The 25,956-nt window shown below is 71.5% G+C and carries 18 protein-coding genes and 1 tRNA gene; 11 read left to right on the top strand and 8 right to left on the bottom strand.

What is annotated here, in order from left to right; translation table 11 throughout:
* Nucleotides 1-8: 8 nt before the first annotated feature.
* Nucleotides 9-1,451 carry a trehalose-6-phosphate synthase gene (locus tag AB5J73_RS08425; protein WP_370969146.1) on the bottom strand — a complete coding sequence of 481 codons (1,443 nt, stop codon included), beginning with the start codon at nt 1,449-1,451 and terminating at the stop codon, nt 9-11.
* Nucleotides 1,452-1,533: 82 nt separating this feature from the next.
* Nucleotides 1,534-3,033: a threonine/serine exporter ThrE family protein gene (locus AB5J73_RS08420; RefSeq protein ID WP_370969145.1), complete on the bottom strand. Its 1,500-nt coding sequence runs from the start codon at nt 3,031-3,033 to the stop codon at nt 1,534-1,536.
* Nucleotides 3,034-3,202: 169 nt separating this feature from the next.
* On the opposite strand from AB5J73_RS08420, the gene AB5J73_RS08415 reads away from it, so the two are divergent.
* The 3 genes from AB5J73_RS08415 to AB5J73_RS08405 all read left to right on the top strand — a co-directional run bounded on the left by AB5J73_RS08415 (nt 3,203) and on the right by AB5J73_RS08405 (nt 6,547).
* Nucleotides 3,203-3,275 (top strand) — tRNA-Thr (locus tag AB5J73_RS08415).
* Nucleotides 3,276-3,411: 136 nt separating this feature from the next.
* Nucleotides 3,412-5,685 (top strand): RCC1 domain-containing protein, encoded by a 2,274-nt coding sequence (locus tag AB5J73_RS08410; RefSeq protein ID WP_370969144.1) that lies wholly within the window; start codon nt 3,412-3,414, stop codon nt 5,683-5,685.
* Nucleotides 5,686-5,689: 4 nt separating this feature from the next.
* Nucleotides 5,690-6,547 carry an alpha/beta fold hydrolase gene (locus AB5J73_RS08405; RefSeq protein WP_370969143.1) on the top strand — a complete coding sequence of 286 codons (858 nt, stop codon included), beginning with the start codon at nt 5,690-5,692 and terminating at the stop codon, nt 6,545-6,547.
* Here AB5J73_RS08405 and AB5J73_RS08400 read toward each other — a convergent pair.
* The gene (locus tag AB5J73_RS08400; RefSeq protein WP_370969142.1) at nt 6,544-7,167 is read right to left on the bottom strand and encodes a TetR/AcrR family transcriptional regulator; all 624 of its coding nucleotides are present in this window, start codon (nt 7,165-7,167) and stop codon (nt 6,544-6,546) included. The two genes, AB5J73_RS08405 and AB5J73_RS08400, sit on opposite strands and share 4 nt — an antisense overlap.
* 7 nt (nt 7,168-7,174) lie before the next feature.
* Nucleotides 7,175-8,551 (bottom strand): MFS transporter, encoded by a 1,377-nt coding sequence (locus tag AB5J73_RS08395; protein ID WP_370969141.1) that lies wholly within the window; start codon nt 8,549-8,551, stop codon nt 7,175-7,177.
* 125 nt (nt 8,552-8,676) lie between these two features.
* Between AB5J73_RS08395 and AB5J73_RS08390 the strand changes: the two genes are divergently transcribed.
* Complete coding sequence (locus AB5J73_RS08390; protein ID WP_370969140.1) at nt 8,677-9,531, top strand: ion transporter; 855 nt, start codon at nt 8,677-8,679, stop codon at nt 9,529-9,531.
* An 89-nt stretch (nt 9,532-9,620) separates the two neighbouring features.
* Here the strand turns inward: AB5J73_RS08390 and AB5J73_RS08385 are convergent, their stop codons facing one another.
* Nucleotides 9,621-10,310, bottom strand: a complete 690-nt coding sequence (locus AB5J73_RS08385) for a TioE family transcriptional regulator (protein ID WP_370969139.1) — start codon at nt 10,308-10,310, stop codon at nt 9,621-9,623.
* A 29-nt stretch (nt 10,311-10,339) separates the two neighbouring features.
* On the opposite strand from AB5J73_RS08385, the gene AB5J73_RS08380 reads away from it, so the two are divergent.
* Entirely contained in the window at nt 10,340-11,308 is a 969-nt protein-coding gene (locus AB5J73_RS08380; RefSeq protein ID WP_370969138.1) for an erythromycin esterase family protein, read from the top strand.
* Between the two features lie 70 nt (nt 11,309-11,378).
* Here the strand turns inward: AB5J73_RS08380 and AB5J73_RS08375 are convergent, their stop codons facing one another.
* On the bottom strand, nt 11,379-13,703 hold the full coding sequence (locus AB5J73_RS08375) for a chitobiase/beta-hexosaminidase C-terminal domain-containing protein (RefSeq protein WP_370969137.1): 2,325 nt from the start codon (nt 13,701-13,703) through the stop codon (nt 11,379-11,381).
* Between the two features lie 268 nt (nt 13,704-13,971).
* Here AB5J73_RS08375 and AB5J73_RS08370 point away from each other — a divergent pair, with 268 nt between their 5' ends.
* Together AB5J73_RS08370 and AB5J73_RS08365 are read left to right on the top strand one after the other, a co-directional pair.
* Nucleotides 13,972-15,201, top strand: a complete 1,230-nt coding sequence (locus AB5J73_RS08370) for a peptidase S8 (RefSeq protein ID WP_370969136.1) — start codon at nt 13,972-13,974, stop codon at nt 15,199-15,201.
* Nucleotides 15,202-15,331: 130 nt separating this feature from the next.
* A complete protein-coding gene (locus AB5J73_RS08365) occupies nt 15,332-15,952 on the top strand; it encodes a hypothetical protein (RefSeq protein ID WP_370969135.1) in 621 nt (206 codons plus the stop codon).
* On the opposite strand, the gene AB5J73_RS08360 is transcribed toward AB5J73_RS08365, so the two are convergent.
* Nucleotides 15,932-18,742, bottom strand: coding sequence for an alpha-L-fucosidase (locus AB5J73_RS08360; RefSeq protein ID WP_370969134.1), 2,811 nt, complete (start codon nt 18,740-18,742; stop codon nt 15,932-15,934). The genes AB5J73_RS08365 and AB5J73_RS08360 overlap by 21 nt on opposite strands.
* A gap of 153 nt (nt 18,743-18,895) precedes the next feature.
* Here AB5J73_RS08360 and AB5J73_RS08355 point away from each other — a divergent pair, with 153 nt between their 5' ends.
* Nucleotides 18,896-19,777 carry a sigma-70 family RNA polymerase sigma factor gene (locus tag AB5J73_RS08355; RefSeq protein WP_370969133.1) on the top strand — a complete coding sequence of 294 codons (882 nt, stop codon included), beginning with the start codon at nt 18,896-18,898 and terminating at the stop codon, nt 19,775-19,777.
* Nucleotides 19,778-19,907: 130 nt separating this feature from the next.
* Here AB5J73_RS08355 and AB5J73_RS08350 read toward each other — a convergent pair whose 3' ends face one another.
* A complete protein-coding gene (locus AB5J73_RS08350) occupies nt 19,908-23,045 on the bottom strand; it encodes a SpvB/TcaC N-terminal domain-containing protein (RefSeq protein ID WP_370969132.1) in 3,138 nt (1,045 codons plus the stop codon).
* Nucleotides 23,046-23,228: 183 nt separating this feature from the next.
* Between AB5J73_RS08350 and AB5J73_RS08345 the strand changes: the two genes are divergently transcribed.
* Genes AB5J73_RS08345 through AB5J73_RS08335 form a run of 3 tightly spaced genes read left to right on the top strand, consistent with a single transcriptional unit; the run spans nt 23,229 to nt 25,917 of the window.
* The gene (locus AB5J73_RS08345; protein ID WP_370969131.1) at nt 23,229-24,863 is read left to right on the top strand and encodes a S8 family serine peptidase; all 1,635 of its coding nucleotides are present in this window, start codon (nt 23,229-23,231) and stop codon (nt 24,861-24,863) included.
* Entirely contained in the window at nt 24,860-25,435 is a 576-nt protein-coding gene (locus tag AB5J73_RS08340) for an RNA polymerase sigma factor (RefSeq protein WP_370969130.1), read from the top strand. The genes AB5J73_RS08345 and AB5J73_RS08340 overlap by 4 nt, the downstream gene beginning before the upstream one ends.
* A complete protein-coding gene (locus AB5J73_RS08335) occupies nt 25,432-25,917 on the top strand; it encodes a hypothetical protein (protein WP_370969129.1) in 486 nt (161 codons plus the stop codon). The genes AB5J73_RS08340 and AB5J73_RS08335 overlap by 4 nt, the downstream gene beginning before the upstream one ends.
* Nucleotides 25,918-25,956 lie beyond the last annotated feature (39 nt).

Below are 25,956 nucleotides of genomic sequence, written 5' to 3'. Positions count from 1 at the left end.
CGTTCGGGTCAGTCGACCGCCTCGGCACCCAACGCCTGTAGGAAAGAGCGCGCCCAACGATCGACATCGTGCGTGAGGACCTGGCGACGCATGGCGCGCATCCGGCGACGGCCCTCTGCCGGGTCGAGGGTAATGGCAGCCACTAGCGCGTCCTTCACCCCGTCCAGGTCGTGGGGGTTGACGAGGAATGCGCTAGAGAGCTCCGCGGCCGCGCCGGCGAACTCGGACAGCACGAGCGCGCCGCCCAGGTCGTGGCGGGCGGCCACGTACTCCTTGCACACCAGGTTCATGCCGTCACGCAACGGCGTCACGACCATGACGTCCGCGGCGGAGAAGAAAGCGGCCAGCTCGGTGCGGTCCACGGATTGGTGCAAATAGTGCACGACCGGGTGGCCGACGCGGGCGAACTCGCCGTTGATCCGGCCGACCATCTGCTCGATCTCGCCGCGCATCCGCTGGTAGTGCTCGACGCGCTCGCGGCTCGGGGTGGCCAGCTGGACGAACGTGACGTCGTCCGGCTGCAGCCTGCCCTCGTGCAGCAGCTCGTGCAGCGCCTGCAGCCGCAGGTCGATGCCCTTGGTGTAGTCGAGGCGGTCGACGCCGAGGATGACGGTCTTGGGGTTGCCGAGGTCGCGCCGCAGCTGCGCGGCCCGCTCCTGGACGCCCTTGGTGCGGGCGAGGTTGTCGAGGCCGGCGGCGTCGATGGAGATGGGGAAGGCGCCGACCCGGACGGTCCGGTCGCCGACCTGCATGGTGCCCGGCCGCGACCGGACGCCGACCGCGCCGCGCGTCGACTCGAGGCCGATCAGCTGGCGGCACAGCCACAGGAAGTTCTGCGCCCCGCCGGGGCGGTGGAAGCCGACGAGGTCGGCGCCGGTCAGGCCGCGGATGATCGCGGCGCGCCACGGCATCTGCATGAACAGCTCGACCGGCGGGAACGGGATGTGCAGGAAGAAGCCGATGCGCAGGTCCGGTCTCAGCTCGCGCAGCATCGCCGGCACCAGCTGCAGCTGGTAGTCCTGGATCCACACGGTCGCGCCCGGGGCGGCGACTTCGGCGCTGGCCTGCGCGAAGCGGCGGTTCACCTTGACGTAGCTGTTCCACCACACGCGGTCGAACACCGGGCGCTCGACGACGTCGTGGTAGAGCGGCCAGAGGGTCGCGTTGGAGAAACCTTCGTAGTAGTCGCGGACTTCGTCGGCGCTCAACGACACCGGGTGGAGCACGAGACCGTCGTCGTCGAACTCGTCGACGTCGACGTCCGGCACACCCGGCCAGCCCACCCAGGCGCCCTTGCGCGACCGCAGGAACGGCTCCAGCGCGGAGACGAGCCCGCCCGGGCTGGCCGTCCAGCGGCGTTCGCCGTCCGTCGTGCGTTCCAGGTCCACTGGTAGCCGGTTCGCCACCACGACGAAATCGGCCTGGTTCCCGTTCTCCTTCGGTTCACCCACGTCGACTGCTCCTCGCGTTCTGGGTCGCGGCCCCAGAGTGAAACCCTATCGCGTGAGCGATGAACAGCCGGTGACCGCAGCGTTACTCCAAGCTTCGTTCCGTCGGTTCGAGCGGACCAGCCATGCGTGGTCCGGCGAACCGGCGCTCCAGCCTGCCCAGTCCGGTGCGCACCGGCTGAGCGAGCCATTCCCCGAGTACCACGCCCGCTGCCAGCGCAAGCCCGATTGCGACGGCCGTCATGAGCATCGAGATGTTGCCGCCCGGCTCGACGCCGATCTGGTACAGACCACGGTAGGTCGAGAGGCCGGGAAGCAGCGGAGTGATCCCGGACACGGCGACCACCAGTGGAGTAACGCCGAGTCGCCGCGCGAGCACGCCACCGCAGAACCCGACCAGCGTCGCGGCGATCGCGGACGAGCTCACGCCGTCCAGCTGCGCGACCATGAGCGAGCCGTAGACGGCGGCGCCGATGCCCCCGGCGGCCGCCGCGACCAGCATCGCGCGCATCTTGGCGTAGCTCGCGAGCGCGAAGCAGGCGGCGGCGCCGGCCCCGCCGATGACGACCATCGGCAGCTGCAGCGCCGTCGACGTCGGCAGCTCCGGCAGCGGCGTGCGCGGCAGGCCGAGCATGACGGCGATCCGCAGGGCGAGCACCACCCCGGAGATCAGGCCGGCCGACATCAGGACGGTTTCCATGGTGCGGCCGGCGGCGGTGACGTTGTAGCCGGTGATGGCGTCCTGCACCGCGGAGACGGTGGAGAGCCCGGACAGCAGCACGGTGACCGCGGCCGCGACGACGAGCGTCGGTTTGTCGGTGGTCAGGACGTTGCTGCTGACGATGATCATCGCGGAGAGCGTGGCGAACAGGCCGCCGATCACCTGCTGGAAGAAGAACGGCAGCCCGTAGCGGTTCACGAACCGGCCGATGCGGTCGATGACCCCGCTGATGAGGAACGCGACGAGCGCGATGTCGAGCCCGCCGCCGAGCAGCAGCGTCACGAACGCGGCGACACCGCCCCAGGCCAGCGTCGCGGTCCAGCGCGGGTAGGGGTGCGGCGCCGACGTGATCCGCTCGAGCTCGGTCTGCGCCTGCTCGGCCCCCATGTGCCCGCGCACGATCTTCCGGACGAGCTTCTCGGTCTCGGTCAGCCGGGTGTAGTCGAGGCTCCGGCTCCGCACGACGCGCAGCGCGGTGACCGGCGCGAGCTCGGTCCCGCGGTGGCAGGTCACGGTGATCGACGTGAAGATGACGTCGACCTCGCAGTGCGGCAGCCCGAGCGCCCCGGCGATGGCGAGGATGGTCGCGGTGACGTCGGAGGCACCGGCCCCGCTCGCCATCTGGACCTCCCCGATCCGCAGCGAGAGGTCGAGCACGAAGTTGACGGTGGTCTCATCGGGCAGCTGCGGCCCCATGGCCGCTTCGGCCTCGACGGCGGGCAGCTCCCCGGTGGGCGCCTCGAGCACGTGCCACGGCCGGTGCTTGAGCAGGTTCGGCCGGTGGACCTTCGGCCGCTGCTCGGGCGGCTCCAGCAGGGGCCATCTGGCCGCCCTGCCCCCGTTGGTGCGCTCGTTGATCTTCATGATCCATCCACCTCCTCGCTCTGCTCCTCCCGGACCATCGACACCGGTGTGGTGATCGTTGCAGTGGCGTTGCCCACGTCCCTCCATAGTGGCTTGGAGCTGGGGATCGTGCCTCTCGGACGGATCTTGGGAGCAGGCCGATACACTGAGGCCGGCGCTCCGGCGCCAGGCCGCTATAGCTCAGCTGGTAGAGCATCTGTCTTGTAAACAGAAGGTCAGGGGTTCGAGCCCCCTTGGCGGCTCCTCTTTTCACTGGTCCCTCGAGCCTGGTCGAGGGACCACTCGAGGAACCGCCGAACGGCCGCTACCCCTCCTCCCGGAACCGGCATAGAGTCCCGCCAGGTCCGTTCTGGGGGTCCTTGGGGGGAAACCATGGCCGTGTCACGTCCACTCGCGCTCGTCGTCGCTCTCGTGGCCGCGCTCGTTCCGGGGGTCGTCGGAGTCGGCGGGGCCGCCGCCGCGGTCACTTCGCCCGCCTCCTCCTTCACCGCCGTGCAGCCCACGCGGTTCCTCGACACCGTTCGCGGGGTCGGGATCCCCGTCGGCCCGGTCGGGGCGAAGACCACCGTGACCGGCAGTGCGGCCTCGCTCGCGCCCGTCAACAGCACCGCCGTGGTCGTCAACCTCTGGGTCGAGGGGCCGACCGCCGACTCCGCCGTCACCGCCTTCACGCACGGGCAGGCGCGGCCGGCGCTGCCGAGCCTGCAGGTGCAGGCGGGCAAGCGGCGGTCCAACCAGGTCACCGTGCAGGTCGGGGCCGATCGGACCGTCGACTTCTACAACGAGGCCGGGTCCGTGCACCTCATCGCCAGCATCGTCGGCTACTACACGACCGACGCCGGCTCGCGCTACACGCCGGTCAGCCCCTCGCGGCTGCTGATCGACTGGCTCGGGAACGGCACCACGACCAAGCTGAGCCTGGCCGACGAGGTGCCCGCGACCGCCACCGCCGTGACGTTCGCCTTGACGCTGACCAACCCGTCCGCCGCCACCTACGCCACGGTCTTCCCGCACAGCACGCCGCGGCCGACCATGGCCAACGTCGCCGCCTACCCCGGTGGGCAGGGCACGAACCTGGTCACCGTCAAGATCGGCGCGGACCGGTCGATCGACTTCTACAACCTGGCCGGCCAGGTCGAGTCGTACGCCGACCTCGTCGGCTTCTACGCCACCGACTACGGCGCCTACTTCACCCCGGTCGCCCCGGAACGGGTGCTGGACAGCCGCACCGGGCTCGGCACCCAGGACGGCAAGCCCCGGAAGATCGGCGCGAACAGCGACCTCGCGTACCGGCTGCAGCCGTCGATCCCTTCGAACGCGCTCGCCGTCGCCCTGAACGTGACCGGCTACTCGGCCACCGCCACCACCGCCGTCACGGCGTGGGACCTCCCGTCGAGCAGCCAGCCGGACCCCGGCCTGTCCCTCGCGCCCGGGCAGACCATCTCGGTGGCGGCCGCCCCCGTCGTGTCCGCGGTCGGCCCGGCGGTCAACGCCTCCTACGACACGACCCGCTCGGTCTACGTCCACAACCGCGCCGGCACGGTCGACGTGACGGCCGACCTGGCCGGCTACTTCACCCTGCCGCTCGCCGACTGCTTCAACCAGTGCGTCTCGACGTGGAACAGCTACTCGTGGCACCAGGGCACCGGGTACATCGGGACGCCGAAGACGATGACCGGGCTGAGCGACGTCGTCGCCATCGCCGGCTCGATCTCCCACGGGTACGCGCTGCGCATCGACGGGACCGTCCGGGCCTGGGGCCACAACTGGACCGGTGAACTGGGCAACGGCTGGTTCAGCGGGGCCTCCCGCGCGCCGGTCCCGGTCGTCGGGCTCACCTCGGTCACGGCCATCGCGGCCGGCGACGCCGAAGGGTTCGCCCGGCGCTCCGACGGCACCGTGTGGCAGTGGGGGCAGACCGTCGACGCACCCGTGCAGGTCGCCGGCCTCACCGGCGTCACCGCCATCGCCGCCGCGCGCGACACCGCGTACGCGCTGAAGTCCGACGGCACCGTCTGGGCCTGGGGCGGCAACACCCGCGGCGAGCTGGGCACCGGCTCCACCGCGGCGAGCTCCGCCACGCCGGTGCGCGTCGCCGGGCTGAGCGGCGTCCAGACCATCGGCAGCGGCGACGGCTACAGCGCCTACGCCGTCAAGACCGACGGCACCGTGTGGGCGTGGGGCGACAACACCCGCAACGAGCTCGGCAACGGCGTCACGTGCACGACCTCGAGCTGCCTGTCCCGCACCCCGGTGCCGGTGTCCGGCCTGACCGGAGTCACCGCCGTGACCGGCAACTGGTCGGCCGCGTACGCGCTGCGCACCGACGGCACCGTCGTCGCCTGGGGTGCCAACGACCGCGGGCGGCTCGGCAACGGCGTGAGCTGCGAATCGACGGACACCGCGCCGAACTGCACGTCGGCGGTGCCGGTGCCGGTGTCCGGCCTGACCGGCGCCAAGGCGATCGGGATCTTCAACGGCGGTGCGTACGCCGTCAAGACCGACGGCACCGTCTGGGGCTGGGGCGACAACCAGGATCTCGAGCTCGGGCAAGGAGTCACGGCGTACCCGTGGTGGGCCACGGTCCCGGTCCAGGTGCCCGGCCTCAGCCGCGTCAAAGCCGTCGCGAGCGGCCTGGCTCTGGGAGAGTGACCCGATGACCACGACACACACGCTGGAAACGCCCGAAGCCGACATCGTCTACGACGTGCACGGCCCGGCCTCCGCCGGCCGGCCGCTGGTCCTGGTCGGGCAGCCGATGGCCGCCGACGGCTTCGGCTCGCTGGCCTCGCACTTCCCCGACCGGACCGTGGTCACCTACGACCCGCGCGGGATCGGGCGCAGCGTCCGCAAGGACGGCCGCGTCGACCACGTGCCCGACGTCCAGGCCGGCGACATCCACGCCGTGATCCAGGCGCTCGGCGCCGGTCCCGTCGACGTGTTCGGCAGCAGCGGGGGCGCGGTCGCCTCGCTCGCGCTCGTCACGGCGCACCCGGACGACGTCGTCACGCTCGTCGCCCACGAGCCGCCGCTGACCGGGGTGCTGCCCGACGCGGCCGCGGCCGAGCGGGCCGGGCAGCTGATGCGGGACGCCTACCAGGCCGGCGGTTTCGGCGCGGGGATGGCGGCTTTCATGACGCTGGCGTCGTGGAAGGGCGAGTTCACCGACGACTTCTTCGCGCTCCCGCCCGCGGACCCCGCCCAGTTCGGCATGCCCGCCGAGGACGACGGCCGCCGCGACGACCCGCTGCTGTCCGACCGGTCCCTGGCGGTGACGGCGTACTGGCCGGACGTCGACGCGCTGACGGCGGCTTCGACCCGGATCGTCATCGGCGTCGGGGAAGAGTCCATCGAGGAGATGACCGGGCGCGCCGCACTCGCGACAGCCGCGGTGCTGGGGCGGGAAGCGACGGTCTTCCCCAGCCACCACGGTGGTTTCCTGGGCGGGGAGCACGGTTACGCCGGGCAGCCGGAGGCTTTCGCCGCGAAGCTGCGCGAGGTGCTGGCGGGCTAGGCCCCGAGGTGTTCGACCAGCTTCGCGAGCTGGTCGGCGTACCGCCGCACGAACTCCGGGGACGCCGGGTCCGTCCCGGTCAGTCCTTCGGCCACGTGCGGCAGCGTCACCGGGGCCATCGCGGCCGACATCAGCAGGATCGTGAGGCACTCGGGGTCGATCCACTCCGGCAGGCGGCCCGCTTCCTTCAGCTCCGCGATCCGCGCCACCGTCGGAGTCAGGCGCTCGGTCCGGGGACCGTGGTCGGGGTCCGACTCGGCGCCTTCGTACTCCAGCCCGGACCACGCCACCAGCCGCATGCCGTCGCGGCCCGTCGTCCCCTCGAGCGCGTGCCGCCGGACCTGCTCCGAGAGCGGCATGTCCGGCGAGACCAGCTCGCCCTGCCGCTGCGTCCACTGCTCCGACAGTGCCCGGTACAGGCCTTCCTTGCCGTCGAAGTAGTACGAGATCAGCTGCTGGTTCACCCCGGCCCGCGCCGCGATCGCGGCGATCCGCGCGCCCGCGTAGCCCTTCGCCGCGAATTCCGCACCCGCCGCCTCGAGGATCAGGCGGCGGGTGCGTTCCGGATCCCGTTGCCGCTCTTGGGGCTTCGGGGAACGGCGCGGCTTCGAGGCGGTCACGCCGCGACTATACGTCAGCCGGTTGCTTGACTCTGTTCACCAGAAGGATGAGGGCGAGCACCAGCACCGCCGCGCTGACCGTGAGCGCGCCCGCCGTCGCCGGGCCCGATCCGCCGTCGAGCCGGGCGAAGAACACCGTGCCGGACAAGGCGATCCCGGTCGCCGTGCCGAGCTGGACGGTCGTGTTGACGACGCCGGACGCCGCACCCGCCCGCTCGGGCCGGACGTCCGCCATGGCCGCGCCGAACAGCGCGTTCAGCACCGCGCCCATCCCCAGCCCGACGGCGACCACCGGAGGCAGCAGTTCCCAGCCGCGCAACGCGGGATCCGTTACCAGGAAGGCGATCGCGACCAGCCCGGCCAGCAGTACGCCCACGGCACCCGCGGTGAACGCCCGGCCGAAGCGGGGCGCGAGGCGCATGGCGAGGACGTTGCCCGCGACGATGCCGAGCGTCGACGGCGCGAACGTCAGCGCCGCCTCCCACGGCGTGAACCCGAGCCCCAGCTGCAGGTGCAGGGTCAGGACGAAGAACACGCCGGTCGCCGTGGTGACGCAGAACAGCACCGCCTGACCGCCGGCGAGCTGCCGCAGCAGGTCCGGCGGGACCAGGGGTTCGCCGCCGCGGCGGAACCGGAACCGCTGGTGCAGCGCGAAAAGCCCGAACAGCGGGACGGCCGCCACCGGCAGCGCGACCGTCCACATCGGCCAGCCCAGCTCGCGGCCCTGCACCAGCGGGTAGAACACGGCGGCCGCCGCGGCGGTCAGCAGCGCGAGACCCACCGGGTCCGTGCGGTGCCGGGCGAACCCAGGCCGGTTCGCCATCGTGCCCAGCGCGCCGAGCAGCGCGAGCACGCCGACGGGGACGTTCACCAGGAAGATCGCCCGCCAGCCGGTGCCGAACAGGTCCGCCTCGGTCAGCGCGCCGCCCAGCAGCGGCCCGGCGAGGCCGCCGACCGGGAACGCGCCCGCGTACCAGGTCATCGCCTTCGGCCGCTCCCGCTCGTCGAATTCCGCGCGGATGAACGAAAGCACCTGCGGCACCATCAGGCCGGAGCCGACGCCCTGCACCACGCGCGCGGCGATCAGCACGCCGACGTGCCCGGCGAGGCCGGCGACCAGCGACGCGACGGTGAACACGAGCATGCCCGCCACGAACAGCTTCTTCGTCCCGTGCCGATCGCCGAGGCGGCCACCGGTGATCAGCGTGAGCGCGAACCCCAGCGCGTAACCGGCCGAAACCCACTGCAGGGCCGACTCGCCGGTGCCGAGCTCGCGCCGGATCGTCGGCAGGGCCACCGCCACGATCTGGTTGTCGATCATGTCCACCAGCACGGCGAGCACGGCGACCGCCAGTGCCCACCACCTGAGTGCGTGCTTGTCCACTTCGTCCCCCGTCCGTCCCGGTCGGACCGATAATCATATAGACAAACGACTGTGTCAACCATTCGTTTGATTAGCTGCGCCGGTGGTGAAGCGGCTGATCGGGCGGGTGCGTGCCATGATCGGGCATGGCCACCCTTCGCGACGCCCGCGAGCCGGAGCTCAACAGCGGGATCCTGCCCGGGAACGTGCGCGCCGACGACTGGATCATGCTCATCCTCGCCGCCGGGTCGGTCGGGTTGCTGGGGTTCATGGTGCTCAGCCCGCCGGCGCGGGAGGCCGGGCTGGTGATCTTCTACGTCGACTGCGGGATCTGCGGCGTGTTCCTGCTGGAATTCCTGTGGCGGTGGCGGAAACGCCGGTGGGCCAAGAAGTTCCTGGTGCGCAACTGGTACGAGCTGTTCGCGATGATCCCGGTCGCGCACCCCGCGATGGCCGCGCACAAGTTCGTCAGCGTCGTGCTGCTGCTGATCCGGATCGGGCGGGCCGCGGACCGGGCCGTCGGGGAGCAGTTCACCTACCGGCTCGTGGACAAGCTGTCCGAGCCGATCGTGAAGGCCATCAAGAAACCGGTGACCATCGCCGTGCTCGACGAGGTCGTCAAGGTGCTGGAAACCGGGAACTACCCGGAAAACCTCGCGAAGTCGCTGGGGGCCAACAAGGAAGAGCTGCGCGCGATCATCACCGAGAAGATCGCCGCGGACCCGCAGCTCGGCAAGCTCAAGCGGCTGCCGTTCCACGACGAGATCGTGCGCGCGTGCGTCGACACCTCGTTCCGCGTGCTGCTCGAAGTCCTGCTGGACCCGCGGATCGACGACTTCTTCTCCGCCGTGGTGCGGGACAACCGCGAGCAGATCCGGCTGGCCGTGCAGCTCGGGCTCAACGAAATCGACGACGCGGAGAAGGAGCAGTCCCTGCCCGTGCGCACCCAGCACACGGCCGCGCTGGAGTACGACCGCCTGCACCCGAAGTCACGGCCGTAGCTTCACGTACTGTGCCGTCGGGTACCAATCCGACGGCAGCCACGGCGGAAACCGTCGCGTCGTGCGGACCGGCTGCGGACCGCGTCCGCCTACTTTCGGCCGGATTGGTACTCCCCGAGCCGGGCGGCGGCGTCGAGCATGGCCAGGCCCCGCTGCGTGAGCCGTTCCCGCCAGCCCGCCAGCGCGCGGGCCAGCGATTCGGTGCCGCCCGCCGTGCGGACCTGCTCGACCACCGTCGCGATGTGCGCCAGCGGGTAGCCGCCGCGGCGAAGGAGGTGGGCCAGCTCGGCGTCGCGGATGTCGGCCGCCCGGAAGACCCGGTAGCCGGTCGCCCGGTTCCGCTCCGGGACGAGGATCCCGGCGCGCTCCCAGGCCCGCACGGTCGCGGCGGTGACGCCGAGCCGGTGCGCCAGCTCGCCGATCGACCACTCTTCACCGGCGAGTTCCGGGGTGGGCTCGCTCGTCAGGTCGCCGATGGCGGCGCGCACCGTGTTGAGGGTTTCGCGGTCGCGCGCCAGCTGCTCGTGGCCGCGGTCGACGAGCGTCAGCGCGCGGTCGAGGTCGTCGTCGTGGACGGCGTGCATGATCCCGCCCGCCGTCGCGTGCCCGTAGGCCCGGACCAGCGCCAGGAACGCCCGCAGCGCGGCCGCGTGCACCTCCGTGTAAACCCGGTAGCCGCTCTCCGTGCGTGACGCGGGCGGCAGGAAGCCGTCCTGCTCGTAGTTGCGGACCGCCTGCGTGGAGAGGCCGTGCTCGCGGGCCAGGTCAGCGGGTCTCAACCGAGTGTTCAAGGATACGATTCAACCACATGGACATCACCGACTGCACGGCCGACTTGCTCGCGATCGGCGAGCCGACCCACTTCGAACCGGCCTTCGCGCGGATCCGCAACGAGCTCTTCGCGCGGCTCGCCGAGCACGGGTTCCGGTCGATCGCGCTGGAGACCGACCGCGTCGCCGCGCTCGACGGCCGGTTCTCCCACGGCTTCGGTGAGCTGGACGCCAACCAGCAGCTGCTCGCCTGGGTGCGCGAGTACAACGAGACCGCCGACGAGCCGCTGACCTGCCACGGCTTCGACGCGCCGACGGAGATGTTCAGCGCACCCAGCCCGCGCACCTACCTCGAACACGCCCGCGACCACCTCGGCCTCGACGTCGACATCGCGACGCTGACCGGCGACGACGAACGGTGGAGCCGCGCCGAAGCGATCCTCGACCCGGCCGCTTCACCGGGCGCGTCACCCGAGGCCCGCGAGTTGCGTGTCATCGCGGACGACCTCCTCACGGCCCTCGACGCCCGCGTCGGGACCGCCGGGTGGCACCGCGCGCGGATCCACGCCCTCGCGGGGCTCGACCTGCTGCGCTACCACGCGGCGTCGGCTCGACCGGGCGACCGCGACACGAGGATCGCGCGGCTCGCGCAAGCCCGCGCGGTGATCATGGCCCGGAACCTCTTGGACATCCACGTTTCGGAGCCCGGCCGGACCCTGGTGTTCGCGCACAACGGTCACCTGGGGGCCGGCGCGGGCGAGATCGTCGCGGCGCGGCTCGGCGACCGGTACACCTTCATCGCCGGCAGCCTCGGCCACAGCGAGGCCCTCGGCCTCGGCGAGCCGGCCGCGGACACCTACGAAGGCGTGCTGCAACGCGGCACCGCTACCTGGCGGCTGACCGCCGAGATGCCGGCCGGGCGCACCCGGGACGACACCGACCGGAGGTACGCACCGCTCACCCGGGAGCTGCTCGAGCGGGCCGACGCCGTGCTGCACGTCGCCTGAACGCACGCCGGTCGTGAGTGAGAACGGTTCTAACCCTGTTTCTCACTCACGACCGGCGTCGGCAGACTGCTTACGGGTAGTTCACCACGTTGACCGGCACCGTGCCCGAAGGCGTGACGCCGCCGGCGTCGTTGATGACGTGCGTGATCGTGCCGCGGTAGTTGAGCGAGACCGTCAGCAGGTTGTGGAACTTCACGCCGCTGGTGTTCGGCACCTCGAACGCGTGGTAGCTGGACACCGCCGGGTTCGTGTCGAAGAAGCAGTAGCTCCCGAGACCCCAGGCCTCGTGGGAGGTCACGTTCGCCCCGACCTTGTACGCGGCGTACCCGGCGACGCCCGAAGGCGCGTTCCACGACGCCTGGTTCGGGACGTCGTACGGCATCTCGTTCTGGAAGAAGATCGTCTTCCCGCCCTGGCCGTTCCAGATCACCTGGTACTTCTGGTAGTGCTCGACGAACAGGCCGGTGGCCAGCACGTTCGCGCCGTTCACCACGAGCCCGGTGTCGGCGGTGTTCGTGGTCCAGCCGACCGTGCCCGCGTTGCCGTGGTCGGCCCGCCACGCCCAGATGTGGTCGATGATCGTGTCGGCGCTGTTGACGATCAGGCTGTTCGTCGCCTTGCCGGCGATCGCGCCGCCGATCCGGAAGAAGACGTCCTGGATCGTCGTCGGGTTGGCCGCGTGCGACGCCGAAGAGCCGGACTGGCCGACGGTGAGCAACGCCTGCGAGTTCGTCGTGCCCGCGTCGAAGAGCAGGCCCTTGAGCCGCACGCCGTCCACATCGGACACCTGCATCGCGTTGACGCCGTTGTCGGGCACCAGCGTCGGGTAGCCGATGCCGAGGATCGTCGTGTTCGCGCGGGTCACGTTGAGCGTCTGGTTCAGGTGGTAGATGCCCGGCGTGAAGAACAGGTTGCAGCCGGCGGCGAGCGCGTTGTTGATCGACGCGGCCGTGTCACCGGACTTGACGACGTAGAACTGGCTCATCGGCGCGGACGTGCCAGGGGTGCTGCCGTTCGCCCAGCTCGGGCCGGACGCGCCTGCGCGCAGCGAAGGCAGGAACACGCGGTACTTGCCGGTGCCGTCGACGTAGAGGTAGGGCACGTCGCGCGAGACCGGGGTCGTGGCCAGCGTGGTCTCCGGCGGGTTCGGGAACGTGTTCGCCGGCGCGCCGCTGGTGCCGGAGAAGACCATGTTCCAAACGCCGCCGGCCCAGCTGCCGAGCTGTGAATCGCGGGTGTACCACTGCTGCTGCGACACCGACGCGGCCTGGCCGGCCACCTTCGTGTCGGCGATGTAGCCGCCGCTGGCGTAGCCGTAGCTCGCCGGGTACAGCTGCAGCCCGCCGCGGACGTCCATCCGGCGGAACGGCGCCGCCTGCGCCACCGCCCACCGCTCGTTGCCACCGGACGGGTTGACCGCCATGTTCTCCGCCGAGCGCCAGAAGTTCTGCAGCGCGACGCCGTTGTCGGAGGCGTTGAAGGCGTCGACGGTGACGTCGCCGTTGATCAGGACGTCGCCGGGGTTCTGGCCGAGGCCGGCCACCGAGGTGTAGAAGCCGACGTTGTCGTGGACGTTGTTGTACGTGCCCGGCTTGAACAGGTGGGCGACGCGCCGGTCCGCCATCTGCGCGGTCAGCGTGTCCTTCTGGTTGTTGAAGTCGGTGTCGAGCTGCGCCTGGATCGTCGCCGCGGACATGCCGGGGTCGAAGATCCGCACGTTGGGCCCGAAGTTCGGGGTGTCGGACTGCGTCGGGCAGCCGGCCTGGGTGCCGATCGTGTAGGTCGCGCTCGACACGGGGGACGTCGCGGAGCCGGACTTGAGCGCGATCGCGTTGACCGTGCGGGAGTTCGGCACGCTGATCGGTCCGCTGTAGAGCGTCGAGGAGGCGGTCGGCGTCGAACCGTCCACTGTGTACCGGATGGTCGCGCCGGCGGTGGCGCTGCTGATCGTCACCGTCTGGGCGGCCGAGTACGTGCCGCCGGGCGGGCTGAACGTCGGCGCCGCGACCGTCGTGGAGCTGCCGCCGACGGTGTAGGTGAAGTGCGGGGTGTCGTACTGCGGGCCGCTCTTCTCGTAGGTGAACCAGTAGTCCAGCGTGTTCCCGGTGCTCAGGCCGCCGACGGTGGTCCGCCAGGTGCCGGAGCCGTTGACCATCCGCACGTTCTGCTGGCCGACGCCGGGCACGCCGGTGTAGTGGACGTCCACGTACAGCGCGGGGGTCGTCGGGGTGAAGTTGAGCTGCACCTGCGTCGAGCTGAGCTGGCTGACGCTCTGCGTGTAGTCGTCCGCGGCGAGGGCGGCGGGGGCGCTCAGCCCGGCCGCCACCAGCAGTGCGGATGCGACGAACGCGAGCCTCGGGCCGCGTCGTCGAAGCTTGTCCAAGGTCCGGTTCACGCCGTGACACCTCCGCCGTTGGGGATCCACGAGGCATTTGTTGCGAGTCACAACAAAGTAGCTCCCGGTCAGCGGTGCTTCGATCACTTTTCGATAACACTTGTCTGGACCAATACGCGAACGGGTGAAGCGGTTCGTGGCTCTTCGTCTGATTGGCGGTCCGGTGGGCGAATGACTGAACCGAGAAACATGCGTTTGCCGGGTGACCTCGATCGAGTGACATGCGACGATCCCGTGCCACACCTCGTCCCCTACCGAGGAGTAGGCAATGGCACCTCCACGGCTGTTCCGGTCCCTCGTCGTCCTCTCCCTCATCGCGGCCCCGCTGACCGTCGCCACCTCCACCGCGGAAGCCGCCCCGCTGCGAAGCGGCGGCGTCGTGAACTTCGGCTGCGCCGCCGCCGGCAAGTTCCACTGCCTCGGCAAGTCGATCCGGTCGCCGAAGGGCTCCGGCCCGCTGCTCACCTCGACCCCGGTCGGCTACGGCCCGGCCGAGATCCAAGCCGCGTACAACCTCGGCGGGCTGCACGCGAACGGCAGGACAGTGGCCATTGTGGACGCTCAGGACGCCCCGACCGCCGAAGCGGACCTGGCCAAGTTCCGCTCCGCACGCGGGCTTTCGCCGTGCACCACGGCCAACGGCTGCTTCAAGAAGGTCAACCAGAACGGCGCGGCGAGCCCGCTGCCCGCGCCCGACTACGGCTGGGCGATGGAGATCAGCCTCGACCTCGACGCGGTGTCGGCGACCTGCCCGGACTGCAAGATCCTGTTGGTGGAGGCGAACTCCCCGGACACGGACCCGCTGATGACGGCGGTCGACACGGCGGCGGCGACGCCGGGCGTGGTGGCGATCTCCAACAGCTACGGTGGCACCGAGGACTCGACGATCCTCGCCGCCGACGCGCACCTGAACCACCCGGGCATCGCGGTCACGGCGTCTTCGGGCGACTCCGGCTACGGCGTCAGCTGGCCGGCCTCGTCGCCGTACGTCACCGCGGTGGGCGGCACGACGCTGAAGAAGGCCACGACCACCGCGCGCGGCTGGACCGAGACGACCTGGAAGGGCAGCGGCAGCGGGTGTTCCACGCTGGAGGCGAAACCGGCGTGGCAGCACGACACCGGGTGCGCCAAGCGGACGGTCGCGGACGTCTCGGCGGTCGCGGACCCGGCCACCGGGCTCGGCGTCTACGACACGTACAACAGCTGCGGCAGCTCGTCGTTCTGCGACCTGCTGCTGTCGCTGGGCCTCGCCCAGGGCGCGGACGGCTGGCTCCAGGTCGGCGGTACGAGCCTGTCGTCGCCGGTGATCGCGAGCGTGTACGCGCTGGCGGGCAACTCGGTGACTTCGGGGTCCTACCCGTACGCGCACACCGACGGGCTGTACGACGTGACGTCGGGCTCGAACGGCAGCTGCGGCGGGACGTACCTCTGCACCGCGGGCACCGGGTACGACGGGCCGACCGGGCTGGGCACGCCGCACGGGACCTCGGGGTTCTGAGTGCGAGGTCGCGAATGACTCATTGGGGACCGCGGAGGTCCCCAATGAGTCATTCGCGACGCCACTGTCCACATGCCACGGACGGGTGACCTTTGCATGCGGGCTCCCGGTGCGGGGTAAGGATGACTGCATGCTGGACACCGAGCTGCTGTCGCGGACGCCCCCGAGGGTGCTCGACGTCGTCACCCCGCTCGGGGACGTGCGCTTCGCCGTCCGCGTCGGTGGCTGGGACGTGCCGGCGAGACCGGAGCTGACCTGGGGTCTCGGCTCCGGCTCGCGGCTGTGCCGGTGGCGGCACCGGTCCGTGCGGCTCGACGTGCTCTCCGGAGCCACCACGCCCGAGCAGCCCGGCGTCACCCGGGAAACCGTCATCTTCCGCGTGCTGGCCCGGGAAGCGCTCAGCGAGTTCGTCGTCCAGGCCGAGCTCGCCGATCCGCCGTCGGACCCCCGCGGCGGGGAAGGCGCTTTCACCGTCGGGACCGCCGACGCCGCAGTGGGCGTCGGCGGTCCCGGCGCGGAGATGCTGCTGCACTGCTCGCGGACCGGGCAGCACGTGCCGCCCTACTGGTCGGAGCACCTGGGTGCCGCCGTCGAGCTCGACGGTGCCCGGCTCACCTGGCAGCTGCCCGGTGTCGAGCGCGGCGACTACGCCGAACTGTGGGTCTCCGTCGCCTGGAGCGGGCCGGACGGGGACCCCGGCCGCGCCGTCGACATCGACCCGGTGCGGGTGCTACGCGAGCTGACCCAGTGAAATCCGGTCCAGGTCCGGGGCCCCGGCGCGGTCGTTGCCGATCCGGATCGCATTGGCGCCCGCGGTCAGCGTCACCGGGACCGAAATGGTGTCCGGGGTGCTGTTCCCGGCGCCGCTGACCTTCACCTCCACCGGCGTGCCCCCGTTCACCGACACGAAGTACGACCGGTCGCCGTTGACGGTGAAGTCGAGGAACAGCTGGTACCGCCCGGCCGACGGCACCGTCACGCCCGGGAAGGTCACCGCCGCGCCCGCGCCGCCGCCGATGTTGCGGACCTTCTGCCCGCCCGAGCACGGCGAGCAGCTGGTGACGCCGGCGTCACCGATGTCGTTGGCCGAGTCTTCCGCCTCGCGCATGAACACCCGGTCCGCCGGGCGGAGCTTGACCTGCACGGGCTTGCTCACCGACTTCGCGCGGCCGAGCGTCCGGAACGCCGCCGTCACCGGGATGGTCACGTCCTGGGCCGCCGGGGCGGTCACCGTCCACGATCCACTCAGGACCTGGCCGAGCCGCAGGTTCGACGCGGTCACCGGCGCTCCCTCGATCGTCCAGCCGGCCGGGACGACCGGCGCCAGTGCCACGTCGTCGATCGGGTCGTCGACGTCGAGCCGCAGCGACGCGGTGATCGTCATCGATCGCGGTCCCGGCGAAACCCATTGCACGCCCGCGGGTTCGACCGTCAGCGTCGTCTTCGGTGTGTACGACTCGGGCGGCAGCGGCGCCACCGCGATGCGGTCGAGACCCGTCGTCCCGGAGACCTCGACCGTGTTGGGCCCGGCGGTGAACGGCACGGCGATGGCCGCCGGGGCACTGACCGCGATGGACGCCGCGCCGTTCACGCGCACCGAAAGCGTGCCCGGCCCGGTCGTGTCCAGCTGCAGGCGCGAAGGACCTGAGGCCTGGACGTTCCGGAAGACGACGGCGCCGCGGTCGAGCCCGGTGACGGCGGCAGTGCCCGAGCACGCCTCGCACCACACCGCGGACGCCTTGCCCGCGAAGCCGTTGCGCCACGATTCCGCCTCCAGCGGCAGTTCGCCGCGCGGGTCCGGGTAGCCGTAGGCGACGTCGACCTCGTCGAGCGCGAGCTGGTGGAAGTACGGCTTGGCCTGCGGGCCGGACCACGTGTTCAGCACCTCGAGCTTGAGGTAGCGCGCGTGCACCTCGCCGACGTCGACGAACTGCACCCCGCGGGTGCTGGGCAGGGCCCCGGTCCGGACCGGGGCGCCCCAGTTCGCCCCGTCGTCGCTCGCGTAGACGCGGTAGTCCTTGATCCGCGCGGAATCCTCGGCCCGGCCGAAGGATTCCCGCGCGTAAGTCGGCGACGACTCCCGCTCGTGCACCGCAAGGTAGGCCGTCGACCGCTTGCGGCCGAGGTCCAGCGTCACGGACACCGGGAGCTGACCGCCGGCGTCCCAGTAGTTCAGATAACTGCCGTCGACGAGGTTCGCCGCCGAAGCCGCGTTGGAAGACGCGGTCGCCTTGATCGTGCTCTTGTCGTAGAAGTACTGCTGCCCGGCGGTGTCCACTTCGAACACGGTGTCGTACGTGTCCCAGTCCTTGATGTCCAGAATAGACAGATAGCCGCCGGACTGGGCGAAGCGCATCGGTTTACCGGTGCGCAGGTCCGACACGCCGGTGACGCGGTAACCGTTGTCGCGCAGGCGGACGAGGTTCGTCGACGGCCGCGTGACGACGTGCACGTACTGCGTGTCGCCCTTGATGGTGATCACGCCGTGCGCGCCGTCGTTCCAGAAGCCGGGTTGCATGCCGCCGTACAGGTACCCGCCGCCTTCGGTGCCCTGCAAGGACTCCTTGATCGGCTGGATCCAGGAAGCCATGAAGTCGTTGAACGCCTCCTGCTGCGGCGGGAACTTCCCGTTCAGCATCGCGGTTTCGGCCATCAGCGACTTGATCGACGAGCCCGCGTTCGTGATGTACCGGCCGGTGGAGAGCCGGAAGTCGACGGCCTGGTCGCCGCCGCTGTACCACCAGTCGCCGTTGGTCGGCAGCTTGTAGTCGGCCTCGGTGAGCCGCGGCATCGGCGTGTAGACCGCCTGCGGGTAGTCGTACGACGGCGTCATGCCGGTCTTCTGCTCGTTGCTGACCGTGTCCATGATCGGCGTGTCCTCGTTGTTGTTGCTCAGCAACCAGGACGGCCGCTTCTCGCGGATGTGCTGGTAGAGCCCGTGCTGCTCCCAGTACTCGTTGTCGTTGTCGATCCAGAACCCGGCGAGGCCGGCGTAGCGGTCCATGACCTCGTCGAACAGGTCGTAGCTGAACTCGCCGAAGCCGGGCCGGGTCGTCAGGTCGACCGGCTTGCCCTTGTACGCCGAGTAGGCGGCCGAGTCGAGCGACTCGTGGCCGGTTTCGTTGTGCCACTGGGGATCGTCGGTCAGGTAGAGCAGCACGCGGACGCCGTTGGCCTGGCCCGCGGCGATCAGCTCGCCGAGGAAGTCGCGCCGCGTCGAGCAGCTGCCCGGGATCGCCGACGGCCACGGCCGCGCGTAGCCCAGCCGGCTGTGGAACGTGGTGAGCACTACGTAGGACGCGCTGAGTTTCTTCGCCTCGTCGATCCAGTAGCCCGGTGTCCAGCCGCCGGCCGTGACGTCGTGCTCCCAGGCCGCGCAGTCGGTGTGCCGCGGCGCGGTGAACATGCCCCAGTGCAGGAACAACCCGGCTGTCGAGGCGCGCAGCCAGTCCTGGCGGGGGTGCCGCACTTCGGCGTTCGCCGGGGTGATCAGGGTCGCCAGCAGCACGATGACCGCGGCGAGGCAGGCTCGGACCCTCATTGGCCTCTCCTTCATCCGGAGAGGTCCGATGATTGTTAGCTCATATATCGTACGTCAAGGGGAGATGTCGCTGAGCGGGATCAAATCATCAGACGTGTCACATCTTCGCGGCGCGGTACGTCAAGGTGGTGACGCACGCGAAAGGACCACCCCGTGAACGACGATCTGCTGGCCCGGAGCTTCGAGACCCACCGCGACCACCTGCGGGCCGTCGCCTACCGGATGCTGGGCTCGCTGAGCGAGGCCGAGGACGCCGTCCAGGAGTCCTGGCTGCGGTTGAGCCGGAGCGACAGCGCCGCCGTCGAGAACCTGGGCGGCTGGCTGACGACGGTCGTCGGCCGGGTCTGCCTCGACATGCTGCGGTCGCGGAAGGCTCGGCGCGAGGAGTCGTGGGACGCGCTGGTGCCGGACCCGATCGTCAGCCGCGACGACGACGGCCCCGAGCACGAGGCGCTGCTGGCGGATTCGGTCGGCCTGGCACTGCTGGTCGTCCTCGACACGCTCACCCCGGGCGAGCGGCTGGCGTTCGTGCTGCGGGACATGTTCGCGCTGCCGTTCGAGGAGATCGCCCCGATCGTCGGCCGCTCCGAAGCGGCGACCAGGCAGCTCGCCAGCCGCGCCCGGCGGCGGGTGCAGGGCGCGCCGGTGGCACCGGACCCGGACCTGGCGCGCCAGCGCGAAGTGGTCGATGCCTTCCTGTCGGCCGCCCGCGGCGGTGACTTCGACGCCCTGGTCTCGGTCCTGGACCCCGACGTCGTGCTGCGCGCGGACCGCGGCGCGGCGCACGGCGGCTCGGACGAGGTCCGCGGTGCGGCGGCGGTGGCGAACCAGGCACTGACGTTCTCCCGCCTCGGCGCAGGCGGCGGCGTGGTCCACCGAGCCCTGGTCAACGGCGCGGCCGGCGTGGTGGCGACCCGCGACGGCCGGCCGTTCTCGGTGCTCGGCTTCACGGTGACCGGCGGGCGGATCGTGGAGATCGACATCCTGGCCGACCCCGAGCGCCTCGACCGCCTGGACCTGTCCGTCCTCGACTGACCCGGAAGCGCCCCAATGTGGCATTGGGTGCGTTGGACGCACCGAACGCCACATTGGGTGCGCTGGACGCACCGAACGCCACATTGGGGCGCTTCCGGAACCGGAACGCCGGAGGCCGTGAACGAGTCGTTCACGGCGTTTCCGTGACCACCGCGCCGGTCTCGTCGGTCACCAGGGCCACCCCGGCCTCGCCGTCGAAGTGCAGGTACCGCTGCCTGCTGTCGGCGTGGCGGCGGACCGCGCCCGCCACCACGGCCACCAGCTCGCCGTCCTCGATGGCGTACAGCTCGTCCGGCGTCAGGACCTCGTGGATGCGCGTGCCGTCCGTGATCAGGGTGCGGACCCGGCGGCCGGTGTGGTCGTAGCCGTAGAGCGCGTTGACGCCGTCGTCGCCGTGGACGCCGCGAAGGCGGTCGAACGCGTCGCGGATTTCGGTGCCGCACAACGGTTCCGGGGCCGGGGCCGCGCCGAGTTCGCGGGTCCAGCCGCCGCCCGGGCCGGTGACGACGTGGCGGCCGCCGGTCCACGCCTCGGTGACGCCGTTCGCGTAGTGGACCGCCGTGCGGTGACCGCGCAGGTCGTAGTGCACCGCGTCGACGAAGCCGGGCACGCTCACCAGCCTGCCGACCTCGTCGTACTGGTGGTGGACCGTCAGCCGCCCGTCGCCGGCGTCCGGGTAGACCACCTTCGCCGGCCGCCCGTCGGCGCGGCGCGCCACGTCCAGGCGGTACTCGACGGCGACGTGCGCCGGCCGCCAGCGCTTCTCGGCCGGGTTGCCGAGCGCGTCGTAGCCGAACAGCGTCACGCCCGATTCGTCGGCGACCCGCACCAGCCTGCCGCAGCTGTGCGGCCCGGCGCCCTGCGGCACCGGGAGCCCGCCGTCGTGGTGGGTGAACGTCGTGACGGGGGTGCCGTGCGGGTCGTCGACCAGCACCGCCGCCGGCCGGCCGACGGCGTCGTGGACCCGGTACACCGTGTGCCCGTCCGGCGTCCGCGTCTCCACCGGATTACCGGCCGCGTCCCGCACCACCACGACCCCGTCCTCGCCCCGCAGCTCCCTCCCGAGCAGGTCGTGAAGGCCACCTTCACGTCCATCAGGGTGCCCCTCACGGACAGCGGAGAGGGGCCGGCCGAGGGCGTCGTGGTGGAACTCCTCCGGCGGGGGCGGGCGGTCGCCGTCGCGGAACGCCCGGCTCGTGCCGCGCACGAAGCCGCGTGCGCAGTACTCGTGGCGCTCGTCGACGACGTCGCCGAGCAGCTCGGCGTGCCGCCGCTCCAGCAGCCGGCCGTCACCGTCGCGCACCTCGGTCGTCAGCAGCACTTCCGCCTCGCCGGACACCGCGCGCTGCTCGGTCGTGACCCGGACCGGGCCGGTGAGGTCGTAGCGGTACCGGATCGTCGGCAGCTCCGCCGAATCGCCCGGCCGGACGACGGTTTCGGGGCGGCCCAGCGGGTCGTGGGTCACCGTGGTCACCGCGCCCGCCGGGTCGATCAGCTCGCGCACCCGCGTGGTCCGGACGTCGTGGCGCGTGATCGTCACGTTCCCGAGCGGGTCCGTGGCCACCTCGGGGAAGCAGCGGTCGGCCGAGTACCGCACCTCGGTGGTGTGCCCGAGCGGGTCGGTCGTGGTGGTGCGCAACCCCGTGACGGTGTCGAGCCGCCCGTGGAACGTCGTGATCCACCAGCCGTCCTCGCCGGGACGGCGGTGGTAGCCGTGATACCGCAGGTCCGGCGGGACCGGGCCGTAGCCCTCGGCGACGAGCGCGTCGGTGAGCACCAGCTCCTCCCGCGCGGTGCACAGCCCGTGCGCGCCGGCCCGGCCGTCGGGACATTCGTCGTAGCGGAACAGCCGGTCGGAGAGCACCTTCCCGCTGCCGTCCACCGCGCGGATCCGCGCGGGCAGCGCCGCGAACCGGCCGTCGGGGTCGGTCGCGTACGTCGTGCGGGTTTCGCGCACGACGGGCGCGCGGCCGGGCCGCTCGGTCGTCGCCACCTCCCGGACGGGGTTCCCGGCGGCGTCGAGCTCCGTCTCCGTCGTGGTCACCGAGACCGGGTCCGGCCGCCGGTCGAACTCGCTCACCACCGAACGGGTCCACTGTGGACGGCGCAGGTGCACCACCCGGCGGTACGGCCGGTCCCGCTCGGGCGAGTCGTCGAGGCCGTAGGTCTCCTCCTTGGTCAGCCGCCCGTCGTCGCCGAACCAGCGCACGGTCCGCAGCGTGGGCGCGTGCGCGTCGCCGAGTTCGTCCTGGACGACGCGGCCGAAGCCCGGCGACCGGCTGTCGTGGTACTCGAACTCGGTCACGCCCAGGTGGCCGGTGGCCGTTTCGCGGCGGGAGACGCGCCGCACCACGGGGACCGCCTCGACGGTCGTGTACTCGATCTCCGTGCGCAGCCCGATGCCGTTGTCGATCCCGCTCAGCCGCCCGGCGCGGGGGAGGTCTTCGAAGGCGAAGTACGGCACGGTGTCGTCGGCGTCGAGCAGCGAAACGCCGCCGCCGGACCGAGCCCTGGCGGCGAGCTGGACCCGTCGCGCCACCGGGGTTTCCACCTGGGTGTAGGCCAGCCGCAGCACCGGAGCGGCGGCTTCGGCCCCGCGCGCGTCGAACGCGGTGAGCGCCACCGACGTCAGCAGGGAAGCGCCGGTGACGTCGTCGGGGTCGTAGCCGAGGGTCCACCGCCGGACGAGCGGCCGCGGGTCGGCGGGCACCCGCAGGTCGATCCGCGCGCACCGCAACGCCGTCGTGACGAGGGTGCCGCCGCGGCCCCAGCGCAGCACGTCCGGCCGCGGCTCGTACGCGAAGTCCACTTCGTACGGTCCGTAGGCGACGCGGGCGAGGTACGCCTGGCCGCTGTGGTGCGCCCAGCCGAACGTCGCCGTCGCGCCCAGCGCGTCCTCGGTCCGGTCGAGGTACCAGCCGTCGCCGTCGGCGGGGCCGAGGAAGTGCCGGGTGCCCGAGCGGGTGGTCAGGACGTAGCCGTCGCCGTGGCGGGTGAGCCGGCCCGCCGTCCCGGACCGCGCGTGCCCGTCGGTCTTCCGGACGTGCGGCAGCGGCAGCGCGAACCCGCCGCCGAATGGGCCGTTGGGCGCGCCGGTCGTGTAGCGCAGCGCCAACGCCGGCGCGCTGCCCCCGGGACCGGGTGGCAGGTCGAGCGGCACCGCGAACCGCCCGCCGCCGGTGGCCGGGTCCGGGGCGAACGTCCCGCCCTGCCCCCGGACCGGTGCCGGCCGGGTCGCCTCCCGCGTGCTCGACCGGAGCCCAACCATGGTGATCTCCCCGCATGGATCCGTGACTTCCGGAGGGCCAAGTGGGTGAGCCGGTCGCGCCAGATACGTCTTCACCCGTTTGCCGCCGTCGTTACCCATTCGAGACGTCCGTGTCGTATTCCAGTGGCGGCCCACGGGTCTTTCCCGGGTGCCATCAGTGATCAATGGCGGAGGGTGGACCCGATGGTCGTCAAGTTCGTCCGGGACGAGAGCGCGGAAGTGGCGGCGGAGGACGCGAGCACGTTGAACGAGCTCCCGACCCCGCCGAGGCAGTTGCTCGACCGGCACGGCGCACGCGTGCTGGACCCGGCGACCGCGGTCGTCGCCGCCGGGCAGCCGGTGCCGCGCACGACGGTGTACCGCCCGGGCACGTTCCTCCTGCCCAACCGGTACCTGCGCAACCCCGAAACCCTGGCCGCGATCAACCGCGTGCTCGCGCGCATCGGCATCTACGCGACGCCGGCCGACCGCGGCGGCGACAGCCAGGAGTACGCCCGCGTCCGGGAGCTCGCCGACGTACCCGTCCGCGCGCTGCTGCGGGTCCGCGACGACTCCGACCCGGTCGTCGTCGACTGCTGGAAGGCGCTGCAGCTGCTGCGGGCCGCCGCTTCGGGCGAGAAGCCCGAGCTCGACCCGGAGATCGTCAAGGAGATGTCCGTCGAGCACCTGCTCTTCACGTCGCCGGTGTTCGGCGGGGTCCCGTGGGAGACCAGCGGTCTCGGCGGCACGCCGTGGGAGACCAGCGGGTTCGGCGCGGGCAGCTCGTACGGCCGCACCCACGGCGCCAACCGGATCCCGGTGACGCTGGCCGCCGAACCGCCGTACCGCAGCCGCAAGCCCGCACACCGGCGGCCGGTGATCGCCGTGCTCGACACCGGCATCGGGCCGCACCCGTGGTTCGGGCTCGCCGACCGCTCCGGCCCGCCCGCCCCCGGCTCCGGGCTCGCCGTCGCACCGGACATCCAGGCGGCGATCCTGCAGGCCGAGATCGACTCCGGGACCACCGTGCCGACGCAGCTGCTCAGCGACTACTGGGACGCGCCGACGACCGGCCAGCCGCTGATCGGCGACATCGACACCGACACCGGGCACGGCCTGTTCATCGCCGGCATCATCCGGCAGGCCTGCCCCGAAGCCGACACGCTCGCGATCCGCGTCGTGCACAGCGACGGCGTCGCGTACGAGGGCGACGTGCTGCTCGCGCTGCACCTGCTCGCCGACCGCGTCCGGAACGCGCAGGCGAACAACCGGCCGCAGGACCTGGTCGACATCGTCTCGATCTCGATGGGCTACTACGTCGAGGACCCGGCGGACGTCGTGTTCACCGGTCAGTTCGGCACGGTCATCGCCGAGCTGCTCGGCCTCGGCGTGCTGGTCGTCGCGGCCGCGGGCAACGACGCCACGACCCGCCGCTTCTACCCGGCGGCGTTCGCCGACCAGCCGCTCGGCTCCGGCTGCGGCCCCCAGGTGATCAGCGTGGGCGCGCTCAACCCCGACGTCACCACGAGCAAGGCGCTGTTCTCCAACGAAGGACCGTGGGTGCGCTGCTGGGCGACCGGCGCCGGCGTGGTCAGCACCTACCCGACCGACGTCCGCGGCACGGCGGCCGCCGACCACCAGGTGCCCGACCACGGCCGCAACTCGTTCGACCCGGACGACTACAGCGCCGGTTTCGCGGTCTGGGACGGCACGTCGTTCGCCGCGCCGCTCGCCGCCGCCGAGATCGGCAAGGCCCTGCTGCAGAACGCCGGGGACCTCGCCACGGTCGACCGCGAAACGGTCGTCAAGCGGGCCTGGTCCGCGCTGGGTTCGCTGTGAACGTGGCCAAAACCGACCACAGCAAGGTAGCGGCACTGTTCGACGCCGCGCGGCAGGGCGACCGCGCGGCGCTGAACGAACTGGTTTCCCTGCTCACGCCGCTGCTCTGGCAGGTGGCGCGCGATCAGGGGCTGGACGCCGATCAGGCGGGTGACGTCGTGCAAACGGCGTGGCTGCGCCTGCTCGGTTCGTTCGCGGAGATCCGCTCGCCGGTCGCGCTGACCGGCTGGCTGATCACCGTGACCAAGCGGGAGGCCTGGCGGACTGGGGAAAAGCGCCAGGTCGAGCGGCCGCTGCCGGAGCTCCCGGAGCGGCTTGCCGAAGCGTCACCGGCACCCGAGGAGGGGGTGCTGCGCGAAGACCAGCGCGTGCGGCTTTGGCGCGCGGTCGACAACCTGCCCGAACGCTGCCGCAGCCTGCTGCGGATCGTGGCGTTCGTGCACCGGCCGGACTACGCCGAAGTGGGCGCCCGGCTGGGAATGCCGAGGGGGAGTATCGGCCCGACCAGGGGACGTTGCCTCGCGCGCCTGCGCGAGCAGCTACTCGCCAACGGCGAAGGAGATTGGCTGTGACCACCGTCGAACCACCAGGCGCGAACGAGCCGTTGGACGAGCTCGACTTCCGGCTCCTCGCCGGCGTGCGCGAGCTGTGGGAAGACGCCGACCCGATGCCCGCCACGCTGGTGGAGCAGATCCGCTTCGCCATCGCGCTGGAGGACGTCGACCTGGAAGTGATGCGCATCCGCGAGCAGGAGGGCCTCGCCGTCGCGCGAAGCGCCGCCGAGCAGGGACGGCTCATCACTTTCGACAGCGAGAGCCTCACGATCATGGTGAACGTGAGTCCCGAAGCGGCGGGCACGATCCGCTTGGACGGGTGGCTGACACCGCCCGCCGAGCACCCGATCGAGGTCCGCACGGCGAACGGCCCCTTGACGACCACGTCGGACGCCGAGGGGCGCTTCGCGGTGAGCGGAGTGGCGCACGGGATGGTGCAGGTGCTGGTGCGCACGCTCGGCAGGTCGAGGACGGTGAGCACCCCGGCCATCGAACTCTGAGCTCGGGCGGTGGGAGGTCGCGAATGACTCATTCGGGAC

Origin of the sequence: Amycolatopsis sp. cg9 (assembly GCF_041346945.1) — a bacterium.
Lineage (GTDB): Bacteria > Actinomycetota > Actinomycetes > Mycobacteriales > Pseudonocardiaceae > Amycolatopsis.
The sequence above is the reverse complement of the archived record's forward strand: the minus strand, read 5'-3'. Positions and strand labels throughout refer to the sequence as shown.

What these genes read in the sequence shown, in the direction of transcription:
- AB5J73_RS08420 (WP_370969145.1), bottom strand. Translation starts at nt 3,033, where the DNA reads ATGAAGATCAACGAGCGCACCAACGGGGGCAGGGCGGCCAGATGGCCC.
- AB5J73_RS08350 (WP_370969132.1), bottom strand. Translation starts at nt 23,045, where the DNA reads ATGGTTGGGCTCCGGTCGAGCACGCGGGAGGCGACCCGGCCGGCACCG.
- AB5J73_RS08405 (WP_370969143.1), top strand. Translation starts at nt 5,690, where the DNA reads ATGACCACGACACACACGCTGGAAACGCCCGAAGCCGACATCGTCTAC.
- AB5J73_RS08380 (WP_370969138.1), top strand. Translation starts at nt 10,340, where the DNA reads ATGGACATCACCGACTGCACGGCCGACTTGCTCGCGATCGGCGAGCCG.
- AB5J73_RS08390 (WP_370969140.1), top strand. Translation starts at nt 8,677, where the DNA reads ATGGCCACCCTTCGCGACGCCCGCGAGCCGGAGCTCAACAGCGGGATC.
- AB5J73_RS08370 (WP_370969136.1), top strand. Translation starts at nt 13,972, where the DNA reads ATGGCACCTCCACGGCTGTTCCGGTCCCTCGTCGTCCTCTCCCTCATC.
- AB5J73_RS08360 (WP_370969134.1), bottom strand. Translation starts at nt 18,742, where the DNA reads ATGAGGGTCCGAGCCTGCCTCGCCGCGGTCATCGTGCTGCTGGCGACC.
- AB5J73_RS08345 (WP_370969131.1), top strand. Translation starts at nt 23,229, where the DNA reads ATGGTCGTCAAGTTCGTCCGGGACGAGAGCGCGGAAGTGGCGGCGGAG.
- AB5J73_RS08365 (WP_370969135.1), top strand. Translation starts at nt 15,332, where the DNA reads ATGCTGGACACCGAGCTGCTGTCGCGGACGCCCCCGAGGGTGCTCGAC.